The sequence below is a fragment of the Dyella sp. AD56 genome (genome assembly GCF_002878475.1).
Taxonomy (GTDB): domain Bacteria; phylum Pseudomonadota; class Gammaproteobacteria; order Xanthomonadales; family Rhodanobacteraceae; genus Dyella.
In genome coordinates, this window is record NZ_NRDP01000008.1 from 11585 (window position 1) to 34289 (window position 22705).

The 22705-nt window shown below is 62.3% G+C and carries 17 protein-coding genes; 6 read left to right on the forward strand and 11 right to left on the reverse strand.

Features of this window, described 5'->3' with window-relative positions; all coding sequences use genetic code 11:
• Positions 1-172 precede the first annotated feature (172 nt).
• Entirely contained in the window at positions 173-1717 is a 1545-nt protein-coding gene (locus DyAD56_RS07705; RefSeq protein ID WP_102302184.1) for a hypothetical protein, read from the forward strand.
• Here the strand turns inward: DyAD56_RS07705 and DyAD56_RS07710 are convergent.
• Positions 1701-2186: a hypothetical protein gene (locus tag DyAD56_RS07710; protein WP_102302185.1), complete on the reverse strand. Its 486-nt coding sequence runs from the start codon at positions 2184-2186 to the stop codon at positions 1701-1703. The genes DyAD56_RS07705 and DyAD56_RS07710 overlap by 17 nt on opposite strands.
• Positions 2187-2392: 206 nt before the next feature.
• On the opposite strand from DyAD56_RS07710, the gene DyAD56_RS07715 reads away from it, so the two are divergent.
• The 5 genes from DyAD56_RS07715 (at position 2393) to DyAD56_RS07730 (ending at position 6716) form a co-directional block, all read left to right on the forward strand.
• The gene (locus DyAD56_RS07715; RefSeq protein ID WP_102302186.1) at positions 2393-2692 is read left to right on the forward strand and encodes a hypothetical protein; all 300 of its coding nucleotides are present in this window, start codon (positions 2393-2395) and stop codon (positions 2690-2692) included.
• A 264-nt stretch (positions 2693-2956) separates the two neighbouring features.
• Entirely contained in the window at positions 2957-3250 is a 294-nt protein-coding gene (locus tag DyAD56_RS23545) for a hypothetical protein (protein WP_146010462.1), read from the forward strand.
• 79 nt (positions 3251-3329) lie between these two features.
• On the forward strand, positions 3330-3557 hold the full coding sequence (locus tag DyAD56_RS07720) for a hypothetical protein (protein WP_102302187.1): 228 nt from the start codon (positions 3330-3332) through the stop codon (positions 3555-3557).
• Between the two features lie 265 nt (positions 3558-3822).
• Positions 3823-4590 carry a hypothetical protein gene (locus DyAD56_RS07725; protein WP_102302188.1) on the forward strand — a complete coding sequence of 256 codons (768 nt, stop codon included), beginning with the start codon at positions 3823-3825 and terminating at the stop codon, positions 4588-4590.
• A gap of 362 nt (positions 4591-4952) precedes the next feature.
• Positions 4953-6716 (forward strand): GGDEF domain-containing protein, encoded by a 1764-nt coding sequence (locus DyAD56_RS07730; protein WP_158241289.1) that lies wholly within the window; start codon positions 4953-4955, stop codon positions 6714-6716.
• 4 nt (positions 6717-6720) lie between these two features.
• Here the strand turns inward: DyAD56_RS07730 and DyAD56_RS07735 are convergent, their stop codons facing one another.
• From DyAD56_RS07735 to DyAD56_RS07780, 10 genes are all read right to left on the reverse strand, one after another.
• Positions 6721-6915: a hypothetical protein gene (locus DyAD56_RS07735; protein ID WP_102302190.1), complete on the reverse strand. Its 195-nt coding sequence runs from the start codon at positions 6913-6915 to the stop codon at positions 6721-6723.
• The gene (gene bcsG, locus DyAD56_RS07740) at positions 6915-8501 is read right to left on the reverse strand and encodes a cellulose biosynthesis protein BcsG (RefSeq protein WP_102302191.1); all 1587 of its coding nucleotides are present in this window, start codon (positions 8499-8501) and stop codon (positions 6915-6917) included. Before bcsG ends, DyAD56_RS07735 begins: the two co-directional genes overlap by 1 nt.
• Before the next feature lie 11 nt (positions 8502-8512).
• Positions 8513-11080: a UDP-forming cellulose synthase catalytic subunit gene (gene bcsA / locus DyAD56_RS07745; RefSeq protein WP_102302192.1), complete on the reverse strand. Its 2568-nt coding sequence runs from the start codon at positions 11078-11080 to the stop codon at positions 8513-8515.
• Complete coding sequence (gene bcsQ / locus DyAD56_RS07750; RefSeq protein ID WP_102302193.1) at positions 11077-11874, reverse strand: cellulose biosynthesis protein BcsQ; 798 nt, start codon at positions 11872-11874, stop codon at positions 11077-11079. Before bcsQ ends, bcsA begins: the two co-directional genes overlap by 4 nt.
• Positions 11871-12071 (reverse strand): hypothetical protein, encoded by a 201-nt coding sequence (locus DyAD56_RS07755; protein ID WP_102302194.1) that lies wholly within the window; start codon positions 12069-12071, stop codon positions 11871-11873. The genes bcsQ and DyAD56_RS07755 overlap by 4 nt, the downstream gene beginning before the upstream one ends.
• A 7-nt stretch (positions 12072-12078) precedes the next feature.
• Positions 12079-13842, reverse strand: a complete 1764-nt coding sequence (gene bcsE / locus DyAD56_RS07760) for a cellulose biosynthesis protein BcsE (protein ID WP_146010463.1) — start codon at positions 13840-13842, stop codon at positions 12079-12081.
• Positions 13843-13872: 30 nt separating this feature from the next.
• A complete protein-coding gene (locus DyAD56_RS07765) occupies positions 13873-17676 on the reverse strand; it encodes a cellulose biosynthesis protein BcsC (RefSeq protein WP_102302196.1) in 3804 nt (1267 codons plus the stop codon).
• Positions 17658-18833 carry a cellulose synthase complex periplasmic endoglucanase BcsZ gene (gene bcsZ / locus DyAD56_RS07770; RefSeq protein ID WP_102302197.1) on the reverse strand — a complete coding sequence of 392 codons (1176 nt, stop codon included), beginning with the start codon at positions 18831-18833 and terminating at the stop codon, positions 17658-17660. The genes DyAD56_RS07765 and bcsZ overlap by 19 nt, the downstream gene beginning before the upstream one ends.
• A gap of 3 nt (positions 18834-18836) precedes the next feature.
• Positions 18837-21062, reverse strand: a complete 2226-nt coding sequence (bcsB, locus tag DyAD56_RS07775) for a cellulose biosynthesis cyclic di-GMP-binding regulatory protein BcsB (RefSeq protein ID WP_102302198.1) — start codon at positions 21060-21062, stop codon at positions 18837-18839.
• A gap of 470 nt (positions 21063-21532) precedes the next feature.
• Entirely contained in the window at positions 21533-22318 is a 786-nt protein-coding gene (locus DyAD56_RS07780) for an SDR family oxidoreductase (RefSeq protein WP_102302199.1), read from the reverse strand.
• Between the last annotated feature and the right edge of the window lie 387 nt (positions 22319-22705).

Here is a 22705-nt window from a genome sequence, read left to right on the forward strand (position 1 = left end):
CGCGAAGGTCGGCCAAACAGGCTTAGGTCAACTTTCGCATCAGGTCTCCAGCAGTCCAGGCGGGAAATGCTGTACCGCCTGACACCCGACTCTTAGGGCCTCTTCACGGTCTTTTCTCAGTATCGTCTCTACCTTGAAACAGTTAGGGGAGAATCGTTCTTTAGGGGTAACCATGGGGCAAAGGATTGAGGGCTTCGGCCGGCAGCTTGCCGTAGCCGTAACTTATGGGCTTTTGTATGTTTTGCTGAGAAAGCTTGGCTTTTCGCACTTCGCGCCCGTTGCGGGTTTCAAGCTCGGCGTTCTTCTGCTAGCCCCAAAACGGTATTGGCCGACGCTTTTCGTCTGCGAGCTTCTGCTCCTTGCCTACGGACTCGTGGGCTGTATCACTGCATTCGGGTGGCCGTTTTACCTCGCAGCCATCGTCCCACCCATCCTGCTGCTGATGCCTATTGTCCTGCTCACCAGGACGTATCTGGGCGGGCTCACTTATCCCCGCTTTCGCTTGAGCTCTGTCTTAACCTGTGTCATCGCATGTAGTGCGGTCTTGGTGATAGACGGCCTCTTGGTAGAGTCCCTCATTCCAAATCCTGATGTCGTGGGCCGAAAACCCTTGGCACAGCTGGCCGCCGATTACTTTCTTGGCGCTTACACCGGCATCGTCGCGACCGTACCTTTGATGTTGATGGCCGCCATGGAATGGCATCACGCGAGCTCTATTCGCGTGCTCTGGGAGAAGAATCGAGACTTTCTCTTAAATGGTGCCATCGTACTTCTTGCAGTCATTGCGGAGGTGCTTGGGCTCCGGTACGTCAACAATGCCATGTTGACCTATGCCGGCCAGGCCTTGTTGTTCATTCCCACAGCGTTTTTCAGCTTGAAATGGGGCTGGAAGGGTGCGGCGCTCATGGGAACTGTCTCGAGCTTTGCCATTGCATCCCTCATGCCCGCGAAGTTCGATGTGAGCACCCTCTCCTCACAGTCCATGATGGCGCTGTTCGTCACCACGTTCGTTGTTCTGGGCGTACAGACGACAAAGCTCAAGCGCGCGCTTTCTTTGTCCGAGGACCATCTAAAGAAGGCAAGGCTGGAGCAGCACCTCTATGAGGTGAAGTTGCAACGGAGCTCGTTTGATCTATCCGTTGCCCATGTGGAACTCGCACGCGCCCATCGCCATCTTCTGCTGCATCTTGGCAACACGCACAACCGTGGCGAAGTCGATGTTCACAAGGACATGCTGACGAGAACAACGCTTCGCATTGTGGAACTCGCCAATGCTCTCGCTCCCCCCATGGGAGCAAGCCACCCGAAAGCTTTCATTGAAGGGCCGATTGCACGCTTCCTGGGCAAACTCAGCATTCGGTATCAACCCAACATCAGTGGGCAGCTGAGTGTGCTTCCAAAGAATAGCCTTGCACTGCTCTATCGCCTCGCCTGTGAAGCTGTGGCGTACTTGCTCAAGGAATATCCGTCGGACCACATCATCCTGGCGACCCATACCGAAAGCATCCAGGGCACCCTAACGATACGCCTCACCGCCATCAGTACAGGAAAGGCCATCGCTCCGCCCCCATCGGACCTGGTCACGAAGTCCCTTGGGACCCATGGCCTTGGACTGGAAGAGCTGCGCACCAGGGCGCAGCTCTTCGAAGGGGACGTAACTGTTGAAGGCCCCTGTGTACAGGTGACTCTCAACCAACGCTCTATTGCACCCGGTTGATCCCACAATCGTTCGGGTCACAGGTGTTGTTGGCGCTGACGGCTCTGGACGCCGCATGGGTCGCACCCGTCGCCGGCGTCAAAGTCCAAACCGTCTGCCCGGTATTGCTCACACCCGCCGTGACGGTTGCCTGGGCGTCTTGGTAGACCACTTCCCGACCTGTCACAGGCGCATTTAGGGGAACCGCAGGTGTAGAGACCTGGGCTGCGTCCACCCCCATCGGCAGGACGATAAAAAGGCCGTTTACCGTGCCAAAGGCCATGTGGACCTGCCCTGCGATGTCATTGACTTGCAGGTACTCAATCCCATCCTTCCAGAAGCGGTAAACGCGCCATCCAGGGCTTTTGGAGACGTTCTGAACGCTCGGCTGGGTGCTTCCCAACCCTCGTACTGAAAGGTTGGGCGTCTGTGCCCACAGTGCCGTGCTACTGACCAGGACCAAACCCATCCCGATGCTCATCAATCGCATAAACCGCTCTCTCCCTTTTTCCTTGGATCCACCAGGCTCTGGCGTCATAAAACTGTGACGCTCGACCCGTGATGGACTGGTGAGGGATGGCGCGAGACACCTTACCAATATGGGGAACATCGGCCTTTCTATGCCGTCGCTATGATGGGGTCTGGCCAGATAACCTGAGCGTACGGAAACTGGCGAACTAGGAACATGGAGGGGCAATGGCAACGATTTTCTTTGTCAAAAGGGGTAAGGCCCAAGGTCAGGAAAGGAGAATCCTCAGCTTCCTTGTAGACCTTAGGAAAATCATCGCGACCTTCCCCTTGCACAAGCCTACCTGGTCCGGGGACGAACTGCCCACCATCGACCCCAAACACGTCACCTCAGACGTCGAGGCGTATCGCTCTGTCGTGGTCAAGGTCGAGCTCAACGAGGCATGTCATCCCTACGCCAAGGCGGGCCACTATCTCCTCGATGCGCGACCACTTGAAGTCGCCAGCAAGCTCGGGCTAGAGGTCTGACACTGGGTATAAGTTTGCGAGAACACGATTCACCGTAGCCCAGAGACAGGCTACTTGTTCACTCACTTCCAGCCTCGCTCATACCACCTTGGACTGGGAGGTCCTGGAATCCATCTACCCCAAACTCGGATCACCTGTGTTCACCCATGGGCCGGGGAGCTTGGCTAAGATGCGGGGTACCACCTGAGGCGCCAAATTTGTGCCTAGTTGACACCTATTTATGCCTAAAATCCCTACAGATATCAATGGGTTGTCGATGTTCCTATGGGGCGCCCCGCCACCTCGACCAATGAAGAAAAAGCCCGGCGAGAAATCGCCGGGCTTTTTTTTGTTCACGGGACTTTCTTTCTGGAAGTGAACCACCATGGCTTTGGCCGTCATTTCAGGCAAACCTCGCAGCGCGTCGACCTGCCTTGGGAAATGCATATAGGCCATTGCGCCGAAGTAACACCATGGCACGCCTCAGCGTCGATACCCCACACAGTGCCCTCCCTCAATGAGATTCTTTTGCGAGCTATTCGGATTTTTCCGATATTCCTTTTGGATATGGATGTGTAAATCTCGAGTCCATTAACTCGCGCTAGAGAAGCGCTCTCTAGACCATGCCCCATCACCAATACTGGCCCAAGGACGCTCTGTGAACCGGCAGATCATCGAACAGATTCGGGATCATCACCTTAAACATATCGCGTGGGTTACCGCGAAGGGCTTCGGGCATATCGATCTGGAAAGACATCAACGGTGGGTCGATGAGTTGGATGCCATTCTTGCAAACGAATGGTTCACTGACTCCGACGTGGTCAACGCTTTGTCCGCCGCGGCTGACGCGCGAAAAGTAATTGAAGGAACCAAGAAGGCGGCATGAGCGTTGAAGTTGTGCCGCCCGCGAAAGCCGATGGCGGACAGCTGAAACCTACTGGGGTAAACGAATCCAAACGAGCCGCCTTCTGGGCGGCTTTTTTTGGGTGAAGGTCATGAGTCGCCTCTTCTACCCAACATCTGACGTAGAAGGCGGTCGACATACTGTTGGCCAACGGGACACCGCGTGTCCTTTCACTTTCACTTCGCAAGTGTCCGTACACTGTGGCCGCCGCGCGACGCCTGTCGCCATCCGCCAAAGGGGCGCCCGCATGAGTTTCACCCTTAATCACCCGCTTGTGGTGTTTGTCCTGTCGCTGATCGGCATGTGGATTGCCGAGCGCGTCGGCGCGTGGTGGGCACGCAGGGGTTCTGCGAACAAGGGTGAGGCGGCCGATACGTTCAACGTAGTGCAAGGTGCCACGCTGACCCTGCTTGGCCTGATCATCGGCTTCAGCTTTTCCATGGCCATCAGCCGCTACGACCAGCGCAAGAACTACGAGGAAGCGGAAGCCAACGCCATCGGCACAGAGTACGTCCGTCTGGATCTGCTGCCGCCCGAGGATGCGACCAAGCTACGCCCCCTGCTGGTCAGCTATCTGGAGCAGCGCATCACCTTTTACGAAACCACCGACCGCAGTCAGCTACCGGCCATCGCCACTCGCAAGAACGCGCTGCAGGCCAGTTTGTGGGCGGGGATGGCCGCGCCTGCCGGTCAGCAACCCACCCCGATCACGGCACTGGTCGTGGCGGGCATGAACGACGTGCTGAATTCGGAAGGCTATACGCAGGCCGCCTGGTGGAACCGCATTCCGGTCGCTGCATGGTTGCTGATGATGGTGGTGGCACTCGGCAGCAACCTGCTGGTAGGCATGGGATCGTTCAAGGCGGGCTCGCAACGAGGGCTGCTGTTGGTGCTGCCGCTGGTGGTTGCGGTGTCCTTCATGCTTATCGCGGACATCGATAGTCCGCGCGGCGGGCTCATTCGTATCGTTCCGCAGAATCTGCACGCGCTGCTGGCATCTCTGCAGCATGCATGAAGGGCCTCCGTTACCCGGCTCGGTAACCGCGGCGGAGGCGTCCACCATGCAGTGATGCAGGGTGCGCCGTTCGTTGAAGTTGGCGGTAAAGGTGAACTCCCTACCCCGGCCGCCGACCTGCTCGTCCACCAAGCGCCACGCATCCACCCGCTGGCCCAGCAGCTTCGGCAGGAGCTGCTGTCGTCCACGGACGCTTGCCCACGGAGCCATCACGGGCCGCCGCCGAGACTGTGCACCGTAACAGGGGGAAGACACGCCAGGACGGGTGCATGGGTCCAACGCGCCCGTCCAGACGCGCAAGGAGCCAGCGCTGCGATCGTCCTCTCCTAGGGACTACCTGCTGCTCGGGACCACGCGCGCGCATGCCATCCACCGTGCCATCTGGCGAATCGATCAATCGGCGGTTTCGCTACATCGTCACCACCCTGTATCTGGTCGTGGTGGGGCTCGTACTGTGGCTGTTCGGCACGCAATGGCGTGGTTATTGGGACGCCTATGAAGCCGATAAGGAGTTCATCGCTGTGCAGGCGGCGCTACGCGCCATGGCCGACGTTTCCAGCGAGCGCCGCCCTACCTTTGCGGTGCTAGTCGCCGACGCCGCCCCGAGCGCGGAACAACTCAACGCCATGACGGCCGCTCGACAGGAAACGGATACGCGCCTGAACAAACTGGGTACCGCCTTGCACGATCCCGATTGCAGGCATTGCGCGTCATTGGTGCCCCAGTGGGAACGCACGCGCAGTCAGTTGGCGGACGCACGCCAGCATCTCGACGCCTTGCGCAGCATGGCACGGAACGAGCACACCAACACGGCCGCGCTGGATGGATTCGCGCACCTGGCCGATACGATTCCGCAACTGTCCTCCATTGCCGAAACTGGCGCGATGGGTGTGATCCGCGAGAACGCCGATGTGCAGAGCTATCTGCTCGTCGCGCGACTCTCCGCACTGCTGCGCGAACATGCGGGCATGCTCGTGTCACAGTTCGCCCCGGCACTGATAGCACGCCGCACACTCACCGAGCAGGAAACGTTCGATATTGCGCGCACACTGGGCAAGATCGACCAGCTACGGCTATTGATGGAACCCAGCATCCGCGTCCTTCCCGCGCTGTTGCGATCCGACTACGCGGACATCGACAAGCGCTACTTTGGTGATGCCCTCACCTTGATCGATCATCTACGGCAGTCGGCGCAGCGTCCATCTGGCGCGGACGAGCTTCCTCTGAGGGTTTACGAGCGATACGGCCCCCTGATCATCCCCATCAACCGCTTCCGCGACGATGCCTTGGCGCTCACGCAAAGCACCATCCGCGACAGCCTGCGATGGCACCTCATCTATCTGGTCGCCTCAGGCATTTTCGCGGCGCTGCTGACCGGCCTCTTGCTGCTCATGATCTGGCGATTCCGTGAGCGGATCATTCGGCCTTTCGTGGAAGCACGGCGTGTCATTCTCGCCATTGCCTCGGGCAATCCGTCGGTATCGCTGCCACGCAAGCAATACGGCAGCGAAGTTCGAGAGTTGTTCAGCGCCTTGCGCGTGCTCAAGGAGAACGACGCCAGGCGCCTGAAGTTGGAAAAGGAACGCAAACGCCTGATCGGCGAACTGAAGACCATGGCCGAAACCGACACGTTGACCGGCTTGCTCAACCGACGCGCGTTCGAAAGTCGGTCGCACGTATTGCTGGCTGACGAGCGCAGCAACGACCCCGTGGTGGCGCTTCTGCTGATGGATATCGACCACTTCAAGCGCATCAACGACACGTACGGCCATGACAGCGGCGACAAGGCGCTCGTGCTGCTGGCCAGCGTCTGCCGTGAAACCGTGCGCGCCGACGACATCGTTGCTCGCTTCGGTGGCGAGGAGTTCGTTGTGCTGTCGCGTGTGCAGGAATCACAGCAGGCACACGCGCTGGCCGAACGACTGCGCCTTCGCCTGCACGATGAAACAACGGTCACTGCCGACGGACAGAGCTTTGGTTTCACCGTCAGTATCGGCGTGGCGTTTGCCCGGCGCGATGACGGCAACTCGATTGATGTCGAATCTCTACTGCGCGAAGCCGATGCCCTGCTCTACCGCGCCAAGGAAGGCGGCCGCAACCGAGTGGAAACCGCACCGCTGGCGTGAACCACTACCGAGGTACGGATCCCGCATCATCTGGGTACAGCACGTCAGCGAGCAACGGCCAACGCTTGCGCGCCGCCTCGCGCACCTCGTTCAATTGGCTATCGAAGTAACGCAAAGGGTCCACACCTTCGACGTAGCGCGCATAGGTTTCAATATCGTTGGGAAGCATCCGCTCATGCGGATCGCGTGGCGCAGCCATCACTTGCCCTCCATCCAGACGCCATCTGGTGTGTGGATCACGTAGCCGTTAGCGGTACTCAGGGTCACGGTGTTCTCGTTTTCGCCAACCAGACGGGTCTGCGGCAGATCGTGCGCGTACTGGTCCAACGCCGGTGCATCGGCCTTGAATGGGCTATTGGCCACAAGGTTCGACATCAATTGGGCAAGCGCCAGGTAGCTGGTGGGCGTGTCGATGGAAATGGTGCGCCCTGCAGGCGCTTTGCCCGGTGGCAGGCCGACCAGTTTCACACCTACCGGAACGTTGATGATGCGTGGCGTGGGGATCTCGCGCAGGCCAGAAATTTGCCCTGCGTCGCCCCGCAGCGCGGCACCATGTTCGGGTACGAAGATGATCATGGCCTTGCGGCCCGAGTGCGCGATCACCTCAGTGAGCCGGTCGATGTCGCCCAGTAACCGGGTCAACCGGATGGGATAGGACTGCAGGCTGGTCATATTGTTGTTGGGCAGACGATTGCCGTCATGCATCGATACCGTGTTGTAGTACAGCGCCACCGGCCCACCCTTCTTGGCGGCAACGCCCTGATACCAGCGCGCCAACGCGTCGTAATCGTTGACCAGTTGGGAACCGTCGAACTCCCGCATGAAGGGCGGCAGGCCATCAGTCGGCTGCGGCTGAATGCCGGACAGACCGATTTCGCGCTGGACGGTGCCGATGAAATCATCGAAGCGTCCGTTGTGGTTCATCATGAACTGCACGTCGTAGCCAGCGGCCGCCAAGCCTGCAAACACGTGGCACTCCTGCGGCGCCACGCCGTACAGCTCTTGGTGGCTCTCCTGTCCGCACGACGCGCGCAGCAAGCGGATCGCTGCGGGTCCGCTGTAACTGGCTGCGCTGCTGAAGTTCTTAAACACATAGTCGAATTTGCCGAACAGCGGATTGTCACGCATGTTGACAACGTCCAGGTCATCCCACGACAACGAACAGATGTGGATGACGATGATGTCAAACTGCGAATCCGGGTCCTTGTCCGGCGGAAAGAACGCCACGCGGCGGCTCTTCTCCGTGTGATGGAAAGCGGCCAGCTGCTCGTCGTAACTTCCGGTGGCTCCCGTGGCACCTGCATTGGCGGCATTCGCATCGGCTCGTGGGTTCGCTGCAGCGTAGCTTTCCCCCTGACGCGACTTGGCGATCAACGTGTCCATACCTTGCCACAGTGGAAAGACGATCAGGGCCAACACTACGAAGGTGGTAACACGCACCCAGCGGTTGATCACCGCGTAGACCACGATGACGACAATCGGGATGTAGACCATCGCAGGCGTGAACACGCGACGGGCCAGCTCCATCAGATAGGTGGGCGAGAACGACGCCAGCGCAGGAATCTGCCTGAGCACGTAACCAAACGGCGGCAGATCTGATTCGTGGTAAAGCAACGCCGCCCCCAGCAGCACCGCAGCAATCTGCTTCACCACGCGCTGCCAACGCTTATGCAGCGGCACCAGCAGCGCCAACGCAAACAGCAGGTTGAGCCACCAAATCGGCTGGATGCTGCCCTTCGCGGCCAGATAGAGCTTGGCAATGAAATAGAGATTCCAGAATCCCATGCGTTACCCCATCAGTCCGACCGGCGCGGGCGCCGCACGAAGACGGCTTCTGCCGCGTCCAGGCAGGCATCGAAAAGTCGCAGCACACCCTGGTAGCCCATCTCGATCACCTCGACAAAACTTTGCAAGGACGCGTCGGGAACCAGCTCCTCTTCCCAGCGAACCCAGGCGTCGGCACGACCGAAGGTGCACTGGATCAGCTGGGTTTCCTTCTCGTACGACCATTCCTCGAACTTAAGGCCGAGATGGACGCCGCTGTTGCGCGCCACCACCGCAGGGAAGTAGTAGTCGATATCGCCGCGCGACAAGGCCACCCCGAGCGGCGCCCCTCGCTCCAGCTTCAGTTCTTCGGGAAGCACCATGCCCAAGCCGCCCGTGGAGTAGTTCTCGGTGTTGCAGGCCATGGTCTTTCCGTCGGCAAGCACCAGTGTCGCCGGTACACACAACGGCACATGGTGCGACACGCGCACTTGTCGAGCCTCCTTGGCCACGCCCACCGCTGCACCGAGCATGGCGACGTTGAACAAAGCCCACACCATGTTCATCAGCACGGTGATCGGTTCATCGCGCTGGACGGTGAAGATGCGCACGATACCCGCCACCAATCCGGCGAGATTGATCGCCAGCAACCACACATAGGGTTTCGAGGTCGCCCAGTCCAAATACTCACTCTCGATCAGGCCGCCCTTGGCTGTCACGTTGAACTTGCCCTTCTTGGGGTTGATGAAGGCAATGGTGGTAGGCAGCACCGTGTACCAAGCCAGCACCGATTCGTAGACCTCTGCCCAGAACGAATGGCGGTATTGGCCCTGGATGCGCGAATTGGCCATCCCGGAAATAAACAGATACGGGAACACGTAGGCCATCACGGAAATAGCGTCCGCGCCAAACACATGCAGTCCGAAGAATAGAAAGGCACATGGCATGGACAGGAAAATCAGGCGAGGAATGCCGTAGAAGAAGTGCAGCATCGCATTGCTGTAGCAGATGCGCTGGAAAAACGTGAGGCCCTTTTTTAACCACGGGTTATCAATGCGGAAGATCTGCGCCATGCCCCGCGCCCAGCGGATGCGTTGCCCGATGTGGCCGGATAGGCTTTCCGTGGCGAGTCCCGCCGCCTGTACGATGCGTAAGTACGCCGTGCGATAGCCGCGGCGATGGAGCTTGAGCGAGGTGTGCGCATCCTCGGTGACCGTTTCCACGGCGATGCCACCCACTTCCATCAGCGGCGCGCGACGGATCACCGCGCACGACCCGCAGAAGAACGTAGCGTTCCAAAAGTCGTTGCCGTCCTGGATCAGCCCGTAGAACAGGCTGCCTTCGTTGGGAATGCGCAGAAAGGTGTCGTAGTTGCGCTCGAACGGGTCCGGTGAAAAGAAATGGTGCGGCGTCTGCACCATGGCGCACTTGGGATCCGCAATAAACTCGCCCATGGTCGTTTGGAGAAACGAACGCGTGGGAATGTGGTCGCAGTCGAAGATGGCAACGAATTCGCCGCTGGTCATCGCCAGTGCGTGGTTAATGTTGCCGGCCTTGGCGAAGCGGTGCTCCTCGCGCGTGAGGTAGCCCACGCCCACCGCATCGGCGAAACGTGCGAACTCCTCGCGGCTGCCATCGTCAAGCAGGTAGACGCGTAGCTTGTCGGTCGGCCAGTCCATGCTCTTGGCGGCCAGTACCGCCGGGCTCACCACCGTCAGCGGTTCGTTGTAGGTGGGGATATAGACGTCCACCGTAGGCCAGCTGTCCGTATCCTCTGGCAAAGGCTTGGGTTGGCGGTTCAACGGCCATGCCGTCTGGATATAACCGAAGAACAGCACGATCCAGGTGTAAATCTCCGCAGCGAACAGCAAGTAGCCGAAAACCGCCTCGATCGGCGTGGCGAAGTTGAGCGTCTGCGTGATGCGCCACCACATGTAGCGGCCCGTCATCAGGATCGACAGCGACACCATCAGCATGGTCGGCCAGCGCCCCGGAATGCGCCGCGCAATGATCATCACTGCGCATACCAGGATAAACAGGCGGAACTGAGCGTCAATGGCCAACGGAGTCGTCCAGAACGCAACCGCCACCAGGAACGCGAGCAGCAGGATCACCTGCTTGAGGTAGGGAATGCGATCCAACCCGGAAGACCATCGGTCCACACGGTCGCCAACGCTTGCCCACGGCACCACCGGCAGACGCGCCGACACGGCGCGCCTTGCCCGCCCCACGGCGCCCTGCACGGGTGCCAGCCATTGGCCGATGCGCCCGAGCAGCATTGAGCCGCGACGCGCACCACGATAATGCCGCGCGCTGCGCAGATTGGCCGCCAGTCGCACGCGGCGGCGGCGCGGACGAAAGAACAGCCGCTTGAACCATGCGCCCGCACCTTCGCCCGGTTCCATCGCCAGCTCGAAACGCAGATGTCGGCCCAGACGTTCTGCCCACACCGCCGGCCAGTCACGTTGTCCTGCGCGCGGTGCACGGAACACCAACCGCAACAGCCAGGTGCCGCGCCCCGCCTCGGCGTTGACGCCCAGTTGCTGCGCCAGCGTGCGCCGCAAGCGCGACATCATGGATGCGGGCGCGGGCTGGTTCATGCCCTCTTCCCTGCTATCGGCTGATAGGCGCTATGGATCCAACTCGACAGCCACGAAGCAAGGCCCTGCATATCGTGCGCGGCCTGCGAATGCGGTGCTGCGTGCACAAAGCTCTCGTTGCGCGCTAACGACTCGGGAATCCCCGCGTCGGCGTGCACGCGATAAACGGAAAGCTCGGCCCCCAGCGTGTCACGTAGCAGCGTCAGGATATCGGTATGCAGCTGCGACGCCGGCGAGGCCGCGTTTGCCACGTAGACAGTTTCCTTGCCGAGCGCCTTCAGTTCGCTACGCAGGCGCGGCAGCGTGGCGCAGGCCAACGGCTGCGGCGGCAACACCACCAGCACCAAGTCGGCGGCAGCGACTGCCTGCGCGGCGTATACCGATGGCCAGGTCGGTGTGTCGATCAGGGCTACGCCGTGCCCGGGCAGATCAACGCGCGCGAGCAGATGGCGTAGCCAATTCGGCTGCTCATGCAAAGCGGCGGCGATAGCCGCGGCGGACTCGGCATCCGGCCCACGGCCGTCGCCTCTGGCGCCACCCCATGGCAGCCACAGCACACCGTCCTCGGTTTGCAGCGCAGCGTCGCTCCAGTCATCCGTCTGCGAAACGATGTGCGTCACCAGTCCCTTTCGTGCCGGTGTACGCAAGCCGCAATAGAAGGTGAGCACATTGCGCGGATCGCATTCCACCACCAGCGCTGCATGTTTGCGCGCCATCAGCAGGCCCGCCAGCGTGGCCGTGAGCGTCGTGCGTCCCGCACCGCCTACCGGAGACAGGATGGCAATCGTTTTCATGCCTTCCTCCCCGCGGCGCCCTGGCGCTTTCCACGGATCACGAGCGGCTCCAATGGTGCTGGCAACTGGATCTTGTGACGGCGAAACAGCGTGCGCGAACGCGACAGCCAGTAGCCCAACCGGAACCGCCACCACAACCACCCTAAGGGCGCAGCAAGAATGAGCCCCCAGATGAAGTAGCCGAAGAAGATGCTCATCGTCGCCTCACCCCCGCGCCTTCAAAGGCAACGATGCGGGGCGCGCCGGTGGACGCGTGCTGGCCGGCGCGTTGGCGGCGGTGTCCACGGCACCCAGCATGGGCAACACAGGCTTGCTCTCGTCGCTTGCCGCATCCGCTGCCGTCTGTTCCGGTTGAGACTCCGCGAGGCCTCTTTGAACCGGCCTGGCCGGCTCGACCAAACCGGTGTAGTCCGGTGGCGGAAGCTCGGCAATCTCGTCTTCCAATTCGTTGAGCGCGGATTGGATCGTTTCGCGGTCACCGCAACGAAGCTCGCCACGGAACAAGTCGGAAAGCGGGCGTACGAACACCTTCTCCATCGCCTTGCCCGCCTCATCCACATGGCAGGCGAAGAAGAACACAAACAAACTGTCTCCACTCGCCGTGCACAGGTCGCCCGTGCGGCGGATGCGGCAGGCATTGAGCGCATCGATAGCCGCCACATCGTGCTCCAGTGGCAAGCGCAACAAGACATTAGGCAGGCGGATCGGACGACTGCGCTCCACCGCCTCGCGTACCAGTTCGATAAATCGATGCGCGGGTACATATCCCGTCGTGGAATCGCGCATCGCCGCGGACAGCGCCGCGCGGTAGTCGTCCGGCACCGGACGCGAGAACAGTTGTCCCTGCACGCTGTCCACCACGATTTCCACCTGCGCCAGCGGCATGCTGCGCGGAATGATCGCGTTGGCACCAAGGGTCAGCATCAGCAACTCGTAGCGAATACTGACGTTGTCCTCGCGGATGAGGATCTTCAACGCCTTGCCGCACTGCCTGCGCAGGAAGTTCACTTGCTTGGCCAGCGTGGCCAGACTCACGTCGATGCCGTAATGCAGGATCACCGTGGCGGCGACGGCACGACTGGCAGCCGAGACCAGCGCTTCGTTGTCCGCCAGCACCTGCCATGCCTTGGGCACCACGCGCTCGCGGGCCACGGCGGCATGCGACACCATCACCACGGATTCATCGGGCGCGAGCATACCGATGCCTTCGCCGTTCTCACGATTCGCATCCATCACGGCCACCAGCCGATGATCGGTGCCGGAGAAGCGCAGCGGGATGGATTCCGTCGCGGACAGCGCGCCGCGGTCATCGCGCCAGAAAGCCACTTCCCAGCGGAACTCACCCTGCACATGTACCAGTTGTGCCGCGCCTGCGAACTGGATCTGGAAATCCGTCAACGGACGGAAGTCGCCGCTCTGCTCCACTAGCGGGGGCAACATGACCAGCAGCACGGTGTGGCGCGTCTGCGCGCACCAGCCCGCTAACGCCGCACCTTGGCGAATCAGTGCGGCGCGATCATGCCAGGCGAAACAGGCCGCCACGCCCTCGATCAGGAACGGGCTGGCGGGGGCGGCGCACTGGGCGGATAGCGACTGCAAGGACTCCATCAGCACGTCGCAACCGTCACGATTTTGCGGGAGGTGCAGCGTGCAAACGTTGGACTTGGGATGTACCGCACCAGGCTGGTTGATATCCGTGCCGTGTTGGCGCAAAGCCTGTGCCACGTCGTCGGCGGAACGCGTGGAGATCACCGTCACCGGCGTGAGCAGCGCGTTCGCCGACGTCCTCCAGAACAACGCGTCACGGGCGGGCGAACGACTGGCATAAACCGCGTACACGCAGCCCGTCGCCAATGCCGACAGCGCTGGCGGCAACCCTTCGATGGCCAACGACTGGTTCAGCCGCAGGCGCGCCCGCGGTGTCCTGCGGTCGGTCGGTTCGGAAGGTTGTGGAGGAAGATTCGTCACGGCTTTCGTCCCAGGGTTCGGTTCGCCGGTTCAGTACGCGGAGTACGGTTTGACCGGGTTGGGTGGGAACGGCACCGGCAGCCGCTGCTGGTCGAAGAAGTAGCGCAAGTAGATCGTGCCAAGGTTGGGCGCGTAATCGCGTGAACGGTCGAGCTTGAAGCGCGTGCCAATCACCCAGTGCGAGGTCAACCGGTACTCCAGCGCTGCCGCAACGGTGTAGCTGAAGCCGCCACCGGTACCGGTGCCGAAGTACGGCGAACCAACGTCCGCCGCGGCCATGCGGGCCACCGCCTGCGCTTGTAGATCGGGGCGCGTGGGGAAGTACGGCGCTTCGTCTTCGCGTGTCCACGAGTTGCCCACGGAGGCCTCCAGTTCCCACGCCCAGCGCTTGTAGCGCCCGGTCCAATCCAGCGGAATGGACACTGACACGTACTTGCCGGGGCCGTAGTACCCGCCGTTACCGAACGTGTAGAAGTGCTGGTTGTTCGCGTAGTGCCAGTAGTTCAGCACCAGGCCGCTGGAGAATCGTTGATCGGTGCCGACGTACACCGGCCAGTCAATGCCGGTGCGTACTTTGAAGTCCCGGTTGGTCTCGGTGTTTTCGCCGGTGAGCACGCCGTAACCCAGCGAGGCGAACAGAGTGGTCGGCCCTATATCCTGCGCGCCACGCACGGTAACGCCACTACGCACCACCCCGCCCCAGCTTTGGCCAGTCACCGGATCGTGCGCACCCGCATAGGACACCAGACTGCTGGTAATGGGGCGACGCGACACGTCCACGGAGAGCGACGAGTTGTAGAAGTCGTGCCGATAGGTGAAGCCACCAAGGACGTTGGTCACCGTGAAACCTACCGGCGAGGAGCCGATGTCCGCGCGCCACGTATTGTTCGCACCGTTGAACTCGTAACCCGCCGCCAACGCCACGCCTTTGTCCGTCTGATCCACCGGGCGCAGGCCGACGTTACCGAGCGCGGCGATCTTGCCGAACTCGTAGGCCGGATCGAACTGATTCGCGGGCAAGGTACCGGCGTTGAGCAACACGGTATCGGCGTGGAAAAAATAATGGCCGGCATAGCCGTCCGGTATGCGCACATAGAGCGGAATTTCCGTCGCATCCAACCGCGACATGCCGCTGCTGCCGGATTCGTTGGACTGGATGACCGCTGTGGCCACCTGCCCTTGCCGACGATCGTCCAGCCCTTGCAGCGCGCGTTGCGCCGAGGTGAGGCCGTCGACCGGACTCGGGGTGTCGCCCTCGCTCTGCTCTTGTGTCAACGCGCTGCGGTAGAGCTGCGCTGCGTCGTTGTAGTGCCCCTGCGATTGCGCAACGCGGCCTGCCTGCATGGTGACATCCGAGCGATCCGGATACTGCTGCCGCAACGGGTCGACCACATCGCCCGCCTGCGCGTTGCGCCCGATGGCCGTGTAGCGGCGGGCAACGGCGAGACGCGTGTCCACGTCGTCCGGCGGTGTATCAGCCAGCACTTGGTCCATGATGTCCTGCGCGGCCTTGCGATGCCCCATGCGTTCCTCCATGCGCGCGATGGTCAGCCGCGCATCGGCATCACCCGGATGGTCGACCAGCACTTCGCGTGCGGATGCTTCAGCGCCGCGGTAGTCGCGATGCGCCTCGCGAAGGTCGGCCTGAGCCAGCAACCAGCGCTTGTCCTTCTTGCCCGTGGCGGGTACAGCATCCAGCGTATGCGCGGCACCGGCGAGATCCCGGGCATCGATCTGCCGACCCGCCGTGCGCAGCGACAGCCGCAATAATTGGTCGTCAAACTGCGCCTGCTGTTCTGCGGTGACACCAGGACGCGCACGCGCATCGGCGATCCAGCCAGACAGTTGATCATCGCGATTGGCTGCGGCCAGCAGTTCACCGTAGCGCAGGCGCACGCCGATGGCCGAGTCATTCGGATGTACATCAAGCCAGTCGCGCACCAGCTTCAGGCCCTTGTCCGGATCACCCAGCGAGATCCATTCGCGCCCCACGCTGGCAAGCATCTGCGGATCGTCATGCACATCGCGCGCGATGCGATCCAGCAACGCCCGCGCCTCCGGCTGTCGTCCCTGTGCCTCCAATTGCCGCACCTCGCGCAGATCTCGCTGTGCTTTGAGGTTGACCGCAAGTTCGCGCATGCCGTCGGTACGTTGGTTGTTCGGCACCTGGGCCAGCACGCTGCTGGCCGTGTCGATGTCGTCCAGCGAATTCAGGTAGAGCGCGGTGGCGTAGCGCATGTCCGGCGACGTCGAATCGCGCAGACCGTCCTGCATCACGGAGCGCCCCAGCGCGGGAAGGCCCAGATCGCGATATTGGCGTGCCAGCGTGTAACGCAGCCATGCATCCTGCGGCGTCAGGGTCACGGCATCTTCCAGCCGCAACACAGCCGCACCGCTCTTGCCTTCCGCAATCAGTTGGTCAGCCTCGATGGAAAGCAGCTGCGCGCGAAGTTTCACCATCGCATCGCCAGACCCTTTGTATTGCCGCTTGGCCTGCGCAATGAGCGGCGTCAGCTCGTCGGTACGGTGCGTGGCGATCATCAGCTTGGCGAGCAGCTCCAGCGCATCGACGTCCGGTTCTTTCGCTTCCACCATGGGTCGCAGGATCGCTTCGGCTTCCGACCATTTCTTCTGCGCCATCAGCGAGGTTGCCAGCACCTTCTTCGCTTCAGGCTGATTCGGCTGTTGCCGCAGTGCATCGCGGGCCAGCGCTTCGCCCTGCTCGGGACGGCCCTGGTCATTAGCCGCACGCGCCTTCGCCGAGGTGCCCCAGAACTTGGCGGTAGCCATCAAACCTCGCCATTTGCCGGCGTTGTCAGGGTCGAGCTTCAGTGCGCGTGCAAACAACGCATAGGCTTCGTCGTGACGGCCATCGCGCAACTTCGCCAGGCCTTGCTCGCCCAGCGCCGCGCCTTGTCGCGCCGTGGGCGATGGCCCGGACGACGAACGACTGGAGGATGCCGCGCTGGCAGTTGCTGTCCCCGGTGGTGGCGGCACATAAGTCGCGCCGCCTTTCTTCGCCAACGCGGCGAGCGCCGACTTGGCACTCGTGTCGTCGGGCACTTCCTTGAGGTAACGCTGATACCACACGTAATACGCAGGATCGTCGGCACCCGCGCTGTTGAGCGCGCGTCGCCACAGTTCTAGCGCCTGCGGTCGGTTGGCATCGGGGCGTTGGTAGACACGGTAGATGATGTCCAGACCTTCCAGGCGCGAGCTCCCGCGATCGGTGAGCATGTCGGCCAGCACCAGGGCTAGGCCAAGATCGTCCGGGTTCTGGCGCACCCGCTCACGCAGTTCGTTGAGGGCGCGATCGCGCTGCCCCGCGGACGACATCGCGCGATAGTAGTCGCCGGCATAGGCACCATTGGGCGCGCCACGGGGAAACAGTGCCTGCATCTTGCGCCATGCCTCATCCGGTTTACCGGTACGCGCATCCAGGCGGGCCTCGGCAAGCGCGGTCTTGTCGCGCGTAGCGAGGCGGTACTCGTCGGCCAGTTGCAGCGTCGCCGGATGACTGGGATAGAGCTTCTGCAACTGCTGAAGCACCTTGCCGGCATCGGCCTGTCGATTCGATGTCAGCTCGATCTGCCCCATCAGGCTCAGCGCATCGGGCTGCGTGGGATCGATAAGCAGTGCTTTTTCCACGATGCCGCGCGCCATGTCCGGGCGGTTCTTGGACTGCCACACGCGCGCCGAGTCCAGCAGTTGCTTCATCTGCGGACTGAGCGCGGTGTTGCTCGCCTGTGCAACCACCACCACGGGTACCACGCTGCTGGCCACCAGCAGCACGATGGCAGGCGCGAAGATGTCGCTCAGTGCGCCGCGGGACACGTCGACATCCAGGCAGGAACGACGGCGCCATCTGCATCGAAGCGATACAGGCCGTCCTGATAGCCAAGGCCAAACAGCGCCAGCACCTGGCTGTAGTAACCCAAGGGTGATTGCGCCGCGAGGGACCGCGTGCGTTGCACCTGCGCCAAGGCCAAGTCGTTACGCCCCAACGCGGCGAGATACGGCGCTATGGCCGCCGAGAAACCGGCATTGCCGTCGTTGTTTCCCGGCGTACCGGTTTGCGTATCGACGCGCTCGGGCGGCGCACCGTGCGCGGCGACGTAATCCGCCAGCGGCTTGAATGCATCGAGCACGGCCTGACGTCCCGGCGCATCCGTGGCGAGCATGCCTGCCCACAAGTAGACGCGAATCGCGTTGTATGCGCTCTCGGCTTTGGTGGCCGTGTCGGGACCAAAGCCCTTGTCGCGCTGGTACAGCACCCAGTCCGGTGAGAACCCGTGCGGCGCGGTGTCGGTGACCAGCTTCGCCGAACTGTCGAGCATGGCCTTCCATTCCGGCTGCTCCGGCAACGCGCCCGCCATGTGCTGCATGACTTGCAGCGGTACATAGCTGGGGTTGAGCCGCCACACATCGTCCTTCGGATGAAAGCCCACGGGCCCGGGCAGCACAGTGCGTCCGAGCCCCGGTAGTACGGCGGTTTCCTGCGCCACGATGGTTCGGGCCAACACCGTACCCAACGCGGTGTAGCTCCGCTCATGCCATATGCGCCCTGCTTCGAGCAGCGTGTAGGCGATCCAGATATCCGCATCCGATGCAGGGTTGCTATCGAGCACGCCCCATGTGGGCGCGGATGACTGGTCACCTTCCTTCGCGCTGTGGCGCCCCCACTGCCATGCGGGCAAGTGCTTGGTGAGGTCGCCCTGCGCCAGGTTGTTCTGCGTCCAGTTGAGCAAGCGGTCGAACGTCGGTCGATCATTGGCGACCAAGGCGAAGAACAGTGCATACGCCTGCCCTTCGGACACGGTGACCTGCTCGGGCGTGCTCGCATCGATCACGCGGCCATCCGCACTCATGGTGTTCTGCTTGAAGTGGTCCCAGTCTGGCCACGCGCACGCCGTGGCCAGCGCGCTACCGGATGCGAACATCGCGGCAGCGACCAGCAGCGCGTGCAACAGTGACGTCCCGATGCGTCGCATGGCTCACCTTTCGAGGCGATGCGCGGCAAGCCGGCTCAAGGCCCAGAACACCGTCAAGGCCACGAACAGACCCGCCAGGATGCCAGCAAGCGCCATCAGTGCCGGGTACCTGGAAATATGCACCCACAACCACGCGTACCATGGCAGGTGGCCAACGTAGTAGGTGTCGCCCACGGTAAGCCCCACGACGATCTTCTGCCGCACCACGGTGAGGTCGCCGCGTACCTCGCCCACCTTGGCGTCGTCGCCAAGCACGTCCAGCAAATCGCCCAGGCGATCCGACGAGTTGGCCGCCAGCGCCACCACGCTCTTGCCCTTGGTATACGGTGACTGGAACGCCACGAACGCCGCGGTAGGCCCGTTGACGCTCATGGCCGCACGCCCCACTGCGCCGCTGACCTGCCCGCGATCACTCGGCTCACGCAAGGCCAGGTCGTTCTCGCTACGCTCGATCAGCATGGGCAGCCCCTTGCCCCACTTCGCCATCAACTCGCCGGCCGTACCGGTGCCAATGACGAGAAGATCGCGATTGCGCATCGAATCCACCGCGCTGGCAGGCACCAGCGAAACACGCAGGGCCGGCAGGCCACTCCAACGCCCCATCTGGCCGAGCATGGCAAGCATGGTTTCCACTTCGCGCGCGTCGGGCGTATCCGGTATGACGATGGCGGTGTCGGCGAGATCCGCCATGCGCGTGAACGGGAAGCCGCTGGTGGCGAAGAACGTCAGGTTCGGCATAGCCGTGTAGTGCACGAACTGGCTGAAGTCGACGCTCGAATCCGGATCGACCGCGGCGCGTGCACTGTCGGTGGCGGCGGAGACGCACAAGCCGGTCTTCTGCGAATCCATGTGGAACTGAAACTGGAACTGGTTGGAGGCACCAATGCGCAACGACGGCACGCGGATTTCTTCCGAGCCGCGCGCCTCCGATCCCGACAGCAGCGGCACGTTGAACTGACGCTCGACGCCCGACGGGTCTGCCGGCCGCAAGCGCACCGAGCGCAACAGTTGATCGTTCACACCGATATTGAGCACCGAGTCGTTGTAGCTGGAGGGCGCGGTATAGCGGTAACGCACGTTCAGCGGCACGCTGTGACGCGCCCACGCGAACAAGTCCGGCGGCAGACGCATGTCCACGCGAATCGGTGGCGGGTTGAACCCGGTGGCTTCCAATTGCGAGGGATCGGTCACCAGTTCCTTGAAGGTGACCTGCCGATCCACCGGCGCCCAGTTAGGGGCATCGTACGGGCGGCGCTCCGGGCCAAGGTCTACTGACTTCACAATGGCCTGATCGCCGGACATGCCGACCTGGCCAAGCACCAGCGCGTTGGCCGCTTCCTGCAGTTCCTTGGTGTCCCGGCCTGCCAGCACCAGCAGTTTGCGGCCCGACTCCGGTGGGCTGGCCGGGTTGGCCATCACGATCACCGTGGGGCCCTTGATCTCGTCGAGCTTCACGCCCTCGGGCATGGCTTTGGGCAGCGCGAACGCAATGGCATGCGCATCGGCAGGCGGTGTCTGCGCCACCGGGAAACGCGCGCCGCGCCAGCCAGCCAGTGCGCCAAACCAGGACGACACCACCCCGGCCGCGCGCAACGTCTGCACGTCGGCATGCGCGGGTAGCACGAACGGCACCACCAGCGTCCGGTTGTCGCGGCGATCGAAGAACGGAGCCGGCAGCAACGCAAGACTGTTGGGCAAACTGATCTGCGATGTGGTCAGGGTCAGCGATGTGTCGGGGCTGATGTCAGTCCACAAGGAAGAGTGATACGGGTCTTCGCAATGATCGAGCGTGTAGTGCGCGATCATCTGCACGCCGATGCGATTGAAATCGGTGAACAGGCGCGGATCGAGATCGACATCGCGCGTGACGGTTTGCCCTGCCGTCTCCTTATCCATCGGCAACGTGGCAACCACCTCGCCGTTGAGAAACACCTTCAGGTGGGACAGCGAATAGATCAGCGATGGCGAGTAGGTGTAGACCAGGTGCAGCTTCGCGCCCGTCACCACTTCGTCATTGCGCACGGCAACGTTCAAGGTGCCGTTGGGATCCTGGCCGCGCAGCTTGATGGCGCCGTAGCCGCCCATCTGCTTCAGCGTCAGGTCGCGCGGCACACCGGCCGGTGCTGTATGCGTCGCCGTGGCATCCAACGCCTGCGGCGCAGCCGTGGATGCCGCGGATGCGGGCTGGACCGGACTATCGGGCGCCAGTGCATAGGCGCCGAGCGCCATGCAACAGCCCAGTAGCAATAAACCCAACCGAACATGGCGTAATGGCCGCATGGAATGTCCCTTGGGTCAGTGACGAAACGCCACGACACGGGCCAACCAACAAAACCAACCCGGTCCTGCGTTCCTGCCTTTGCCAACGAAGCCACACGATCCGCAGAAACTCCTGGCGCAACGCTATTGCATCAAGCACGCCGCCGCAGCGTTTCCACGTTCATGCTCCTTCCAACGATGACGTTCCCGCACATCCTGGTCGACACATACCGAGTCAACGGAGACATGGCGAGATGGATGCTCGATGTGTGAAGTGCAGCCATGAGCCGACTTCACACATCAGCGCAACAAACATCGTCGCTCGCAGGAAACGATTAAAGAAAACGGCATAAAAGGAACGTGAACAACATCGGCATGTACGTTTTCGGCAAACACGATGCCGTCAGCGTGACGCAGGGAAATACGATGCCGTACCGGGCTCAGATGACGCTGGTCTTGCCGCCATCCATCGGGATGACCGCACCCGTGACGTAACTGGCCAACGACGAAGCCAGGAACACGGCGACGTTTGCGATCTCGCGTGGCTCGGCCATGCGCCCCATGGGGATCTCCGTCAGTTGCTCGGCAAGTAGATCGTCGGTGGCGCGCCCACTCGCCCGCGAGGCGGCATCCAGCCCTTCCTGCACGCGCCCGGTACGGGTAATGCCGGGATTGATCACGTTCACCCGCACGCCCTTGGCCGCATAGGCGTTGGCATAACCCACCGAGGCGAGCATCAGCGCCGCGTTCGCGGCACCGCCGCCGATATGCAACGGATTGGCCTGCCGGCCGCCCTGCCCGACCACGTTCACGATGCTGCCCTTGCCACGCGCTGCCATGTGCCGGATCACCGGATCGATCATGTGCATGTAGGTGAAGTATTTCGCTTGCATGGTGTCACGCAGCGCATCAGCGTGCAGATCGGCGACCGGCGTGCGCCGCGCCGCGCCGGCGCAGTTCACCAGCACGTCGATGGGCCCGAACTCGTTCTCGATGTACTCCGCCACCATCTGCGCGGCGACGCTTTCGCTCAGATCCGCCGCAGCGACGTCCATATGCAGGCCTTCGCGCTGCAAGTCGTGTTGCGCGGCATGCAGGTGCGCCAGATTGCGCGATACGCCGATCACTTTCGCACCCTCGCGCGCGAAGGCCATGGCACAAGCCAAGCCGATGCCCTTGCTCGCTCCGGTGACAACGACAACGTGGCCGGCCAGTCCTGCATCCATGAAAGGTTCCCTCTGCGCGGTGGTGCGCCATTGAATCACGCGCATCGCGGAGTCGGCGTGAGGTGATGCCTGTCACCTGCGATGGCTGATGGCTGGCCCTGCCGTCGCCTCGCCCTTCTCGGGACCATAAGCGCCAGCTTCCGGGCCCAGGCCGCGCCCGGACCTCGTTCAGGCAAGGGGCGGGTTCTCATCTTCCAGGCGGCCCGCGCCGGGTCTGGTTGCTCGTAGGCCAAGGAAGAACGAGGGCGTGTATGTCGATACACAACCGAGTGATGACGCAGGCATACGGGCAACCAGGCCCGGCCCTTCGGGTTGTCTCTCCCATGCGCCCGGGGGGTGGTGCACCGCGCGGGGCAGGCTGGTTGCCTGTTCAAGCGGCGCGCCGAC

Excerpts from the sequence above, each read along its gene's own strand:
- DyAD56_RS07725 (WP_102302188.1), top strand. The coding sequence starts at position 3,823 with ATGAGTTTCACCCTTAATCACCCGCTTGTGGTGTTTGTCCTGTCGCTG.
- DyAD56_RS07780 (WP_102302199.1), bottom strand. The coding sequence starts at position 22,318 with ATGGATGCAGGACTGGCCGGCCACGTTGTCGTTGTCACCGGAGCGAGC.
- DyAD56_RS23545 (WP_146010462.1), top strand. The coding sequence starts at position 2,957 with ATGGGGCGCCCCGCCACCTCGACCAATGAAGAAAAAGCCCGGCGAGAA.
- bcsQ (WP_102302193.1), bottom strand. The coding sequence starts at position 11,874 with ATGAAAACGATTGCCATCCTGTCTCCGGTAGGCGGTGCGGGACGCACG.
- DyAD56_RS07715 (WP_102302186.1), top strand. The coding sequence starts at position 2,393 with ATGGCAACGATTTTCTTTGTCAAAAGGGGTAAGGCCCAAGGTCAGGAA.
- DyAD56_RS07730 (WP_158241289.1), top strand. The coding sequence starts at position 4,953 with ATGCCATCCACCGTGCCATCTGGCGAATCGATCAATCGGCGGTTTCGC.
- bcsZ (WP_102302197.1), bottom strand. The coding sequence starts at position 18,833 with ATGCGACGCATCGGGACGTCACTGTTGCACGCGCTGCTGGTCGCTGCC.
- DyAD56_RS07705 (WP_102302184.1), top strand. The coding sequence starts at position 173 with ATGGGGCAAAGGATTGAGGGCTTCGGCCGGCAGCTTGCCGTAGCCGTA.
- bcsG (WP_102302191.1), bottom strand. The coding sequence starts at position 8,501 with ATGGGATTCTGGAATCTCTATTTCATTGCCAAGCTCTATCTGGCCGCG.
- bcsA (WP_102302192.1), bottom strand. The coding sequence starts at position 11,080 with ATGAACCAGCCCGCGCCCGCATCCATGATGTCGCGCTTGCGGCGCACG.
- bcsB (WP_102302198.1), bottom strand. The coding sequence starts at position 21,062 with ATGGCGCTCGGCGCCTATGCACTGGCGCCCGATAGTCCGGTCCAGCCC.
- DyAD56_RS07755 (WP_102302194.1), bottom strand. The coding sequence starts at position 12,071 with ATGAGCATCTTCTTCGGCTACTTCATCTGGGGGCTCATTCTTGCTGCG.
- DyAD56_RS07735 (WP_102302190.1), bottom strand. The coding sequence starts at position 6,915 with ATGGCTGCGCCACGCGATCCGCATGAGCGGATGCTTCCCAACGATATT.
- DyAD56_RS07710 (WP_102302185.1), bottom strand. The coding sequence starts at position 2,186 with ATGCGATTGATGAGCATCGGGATGGGTTTGGTCCTGGTCAGTAGCACG.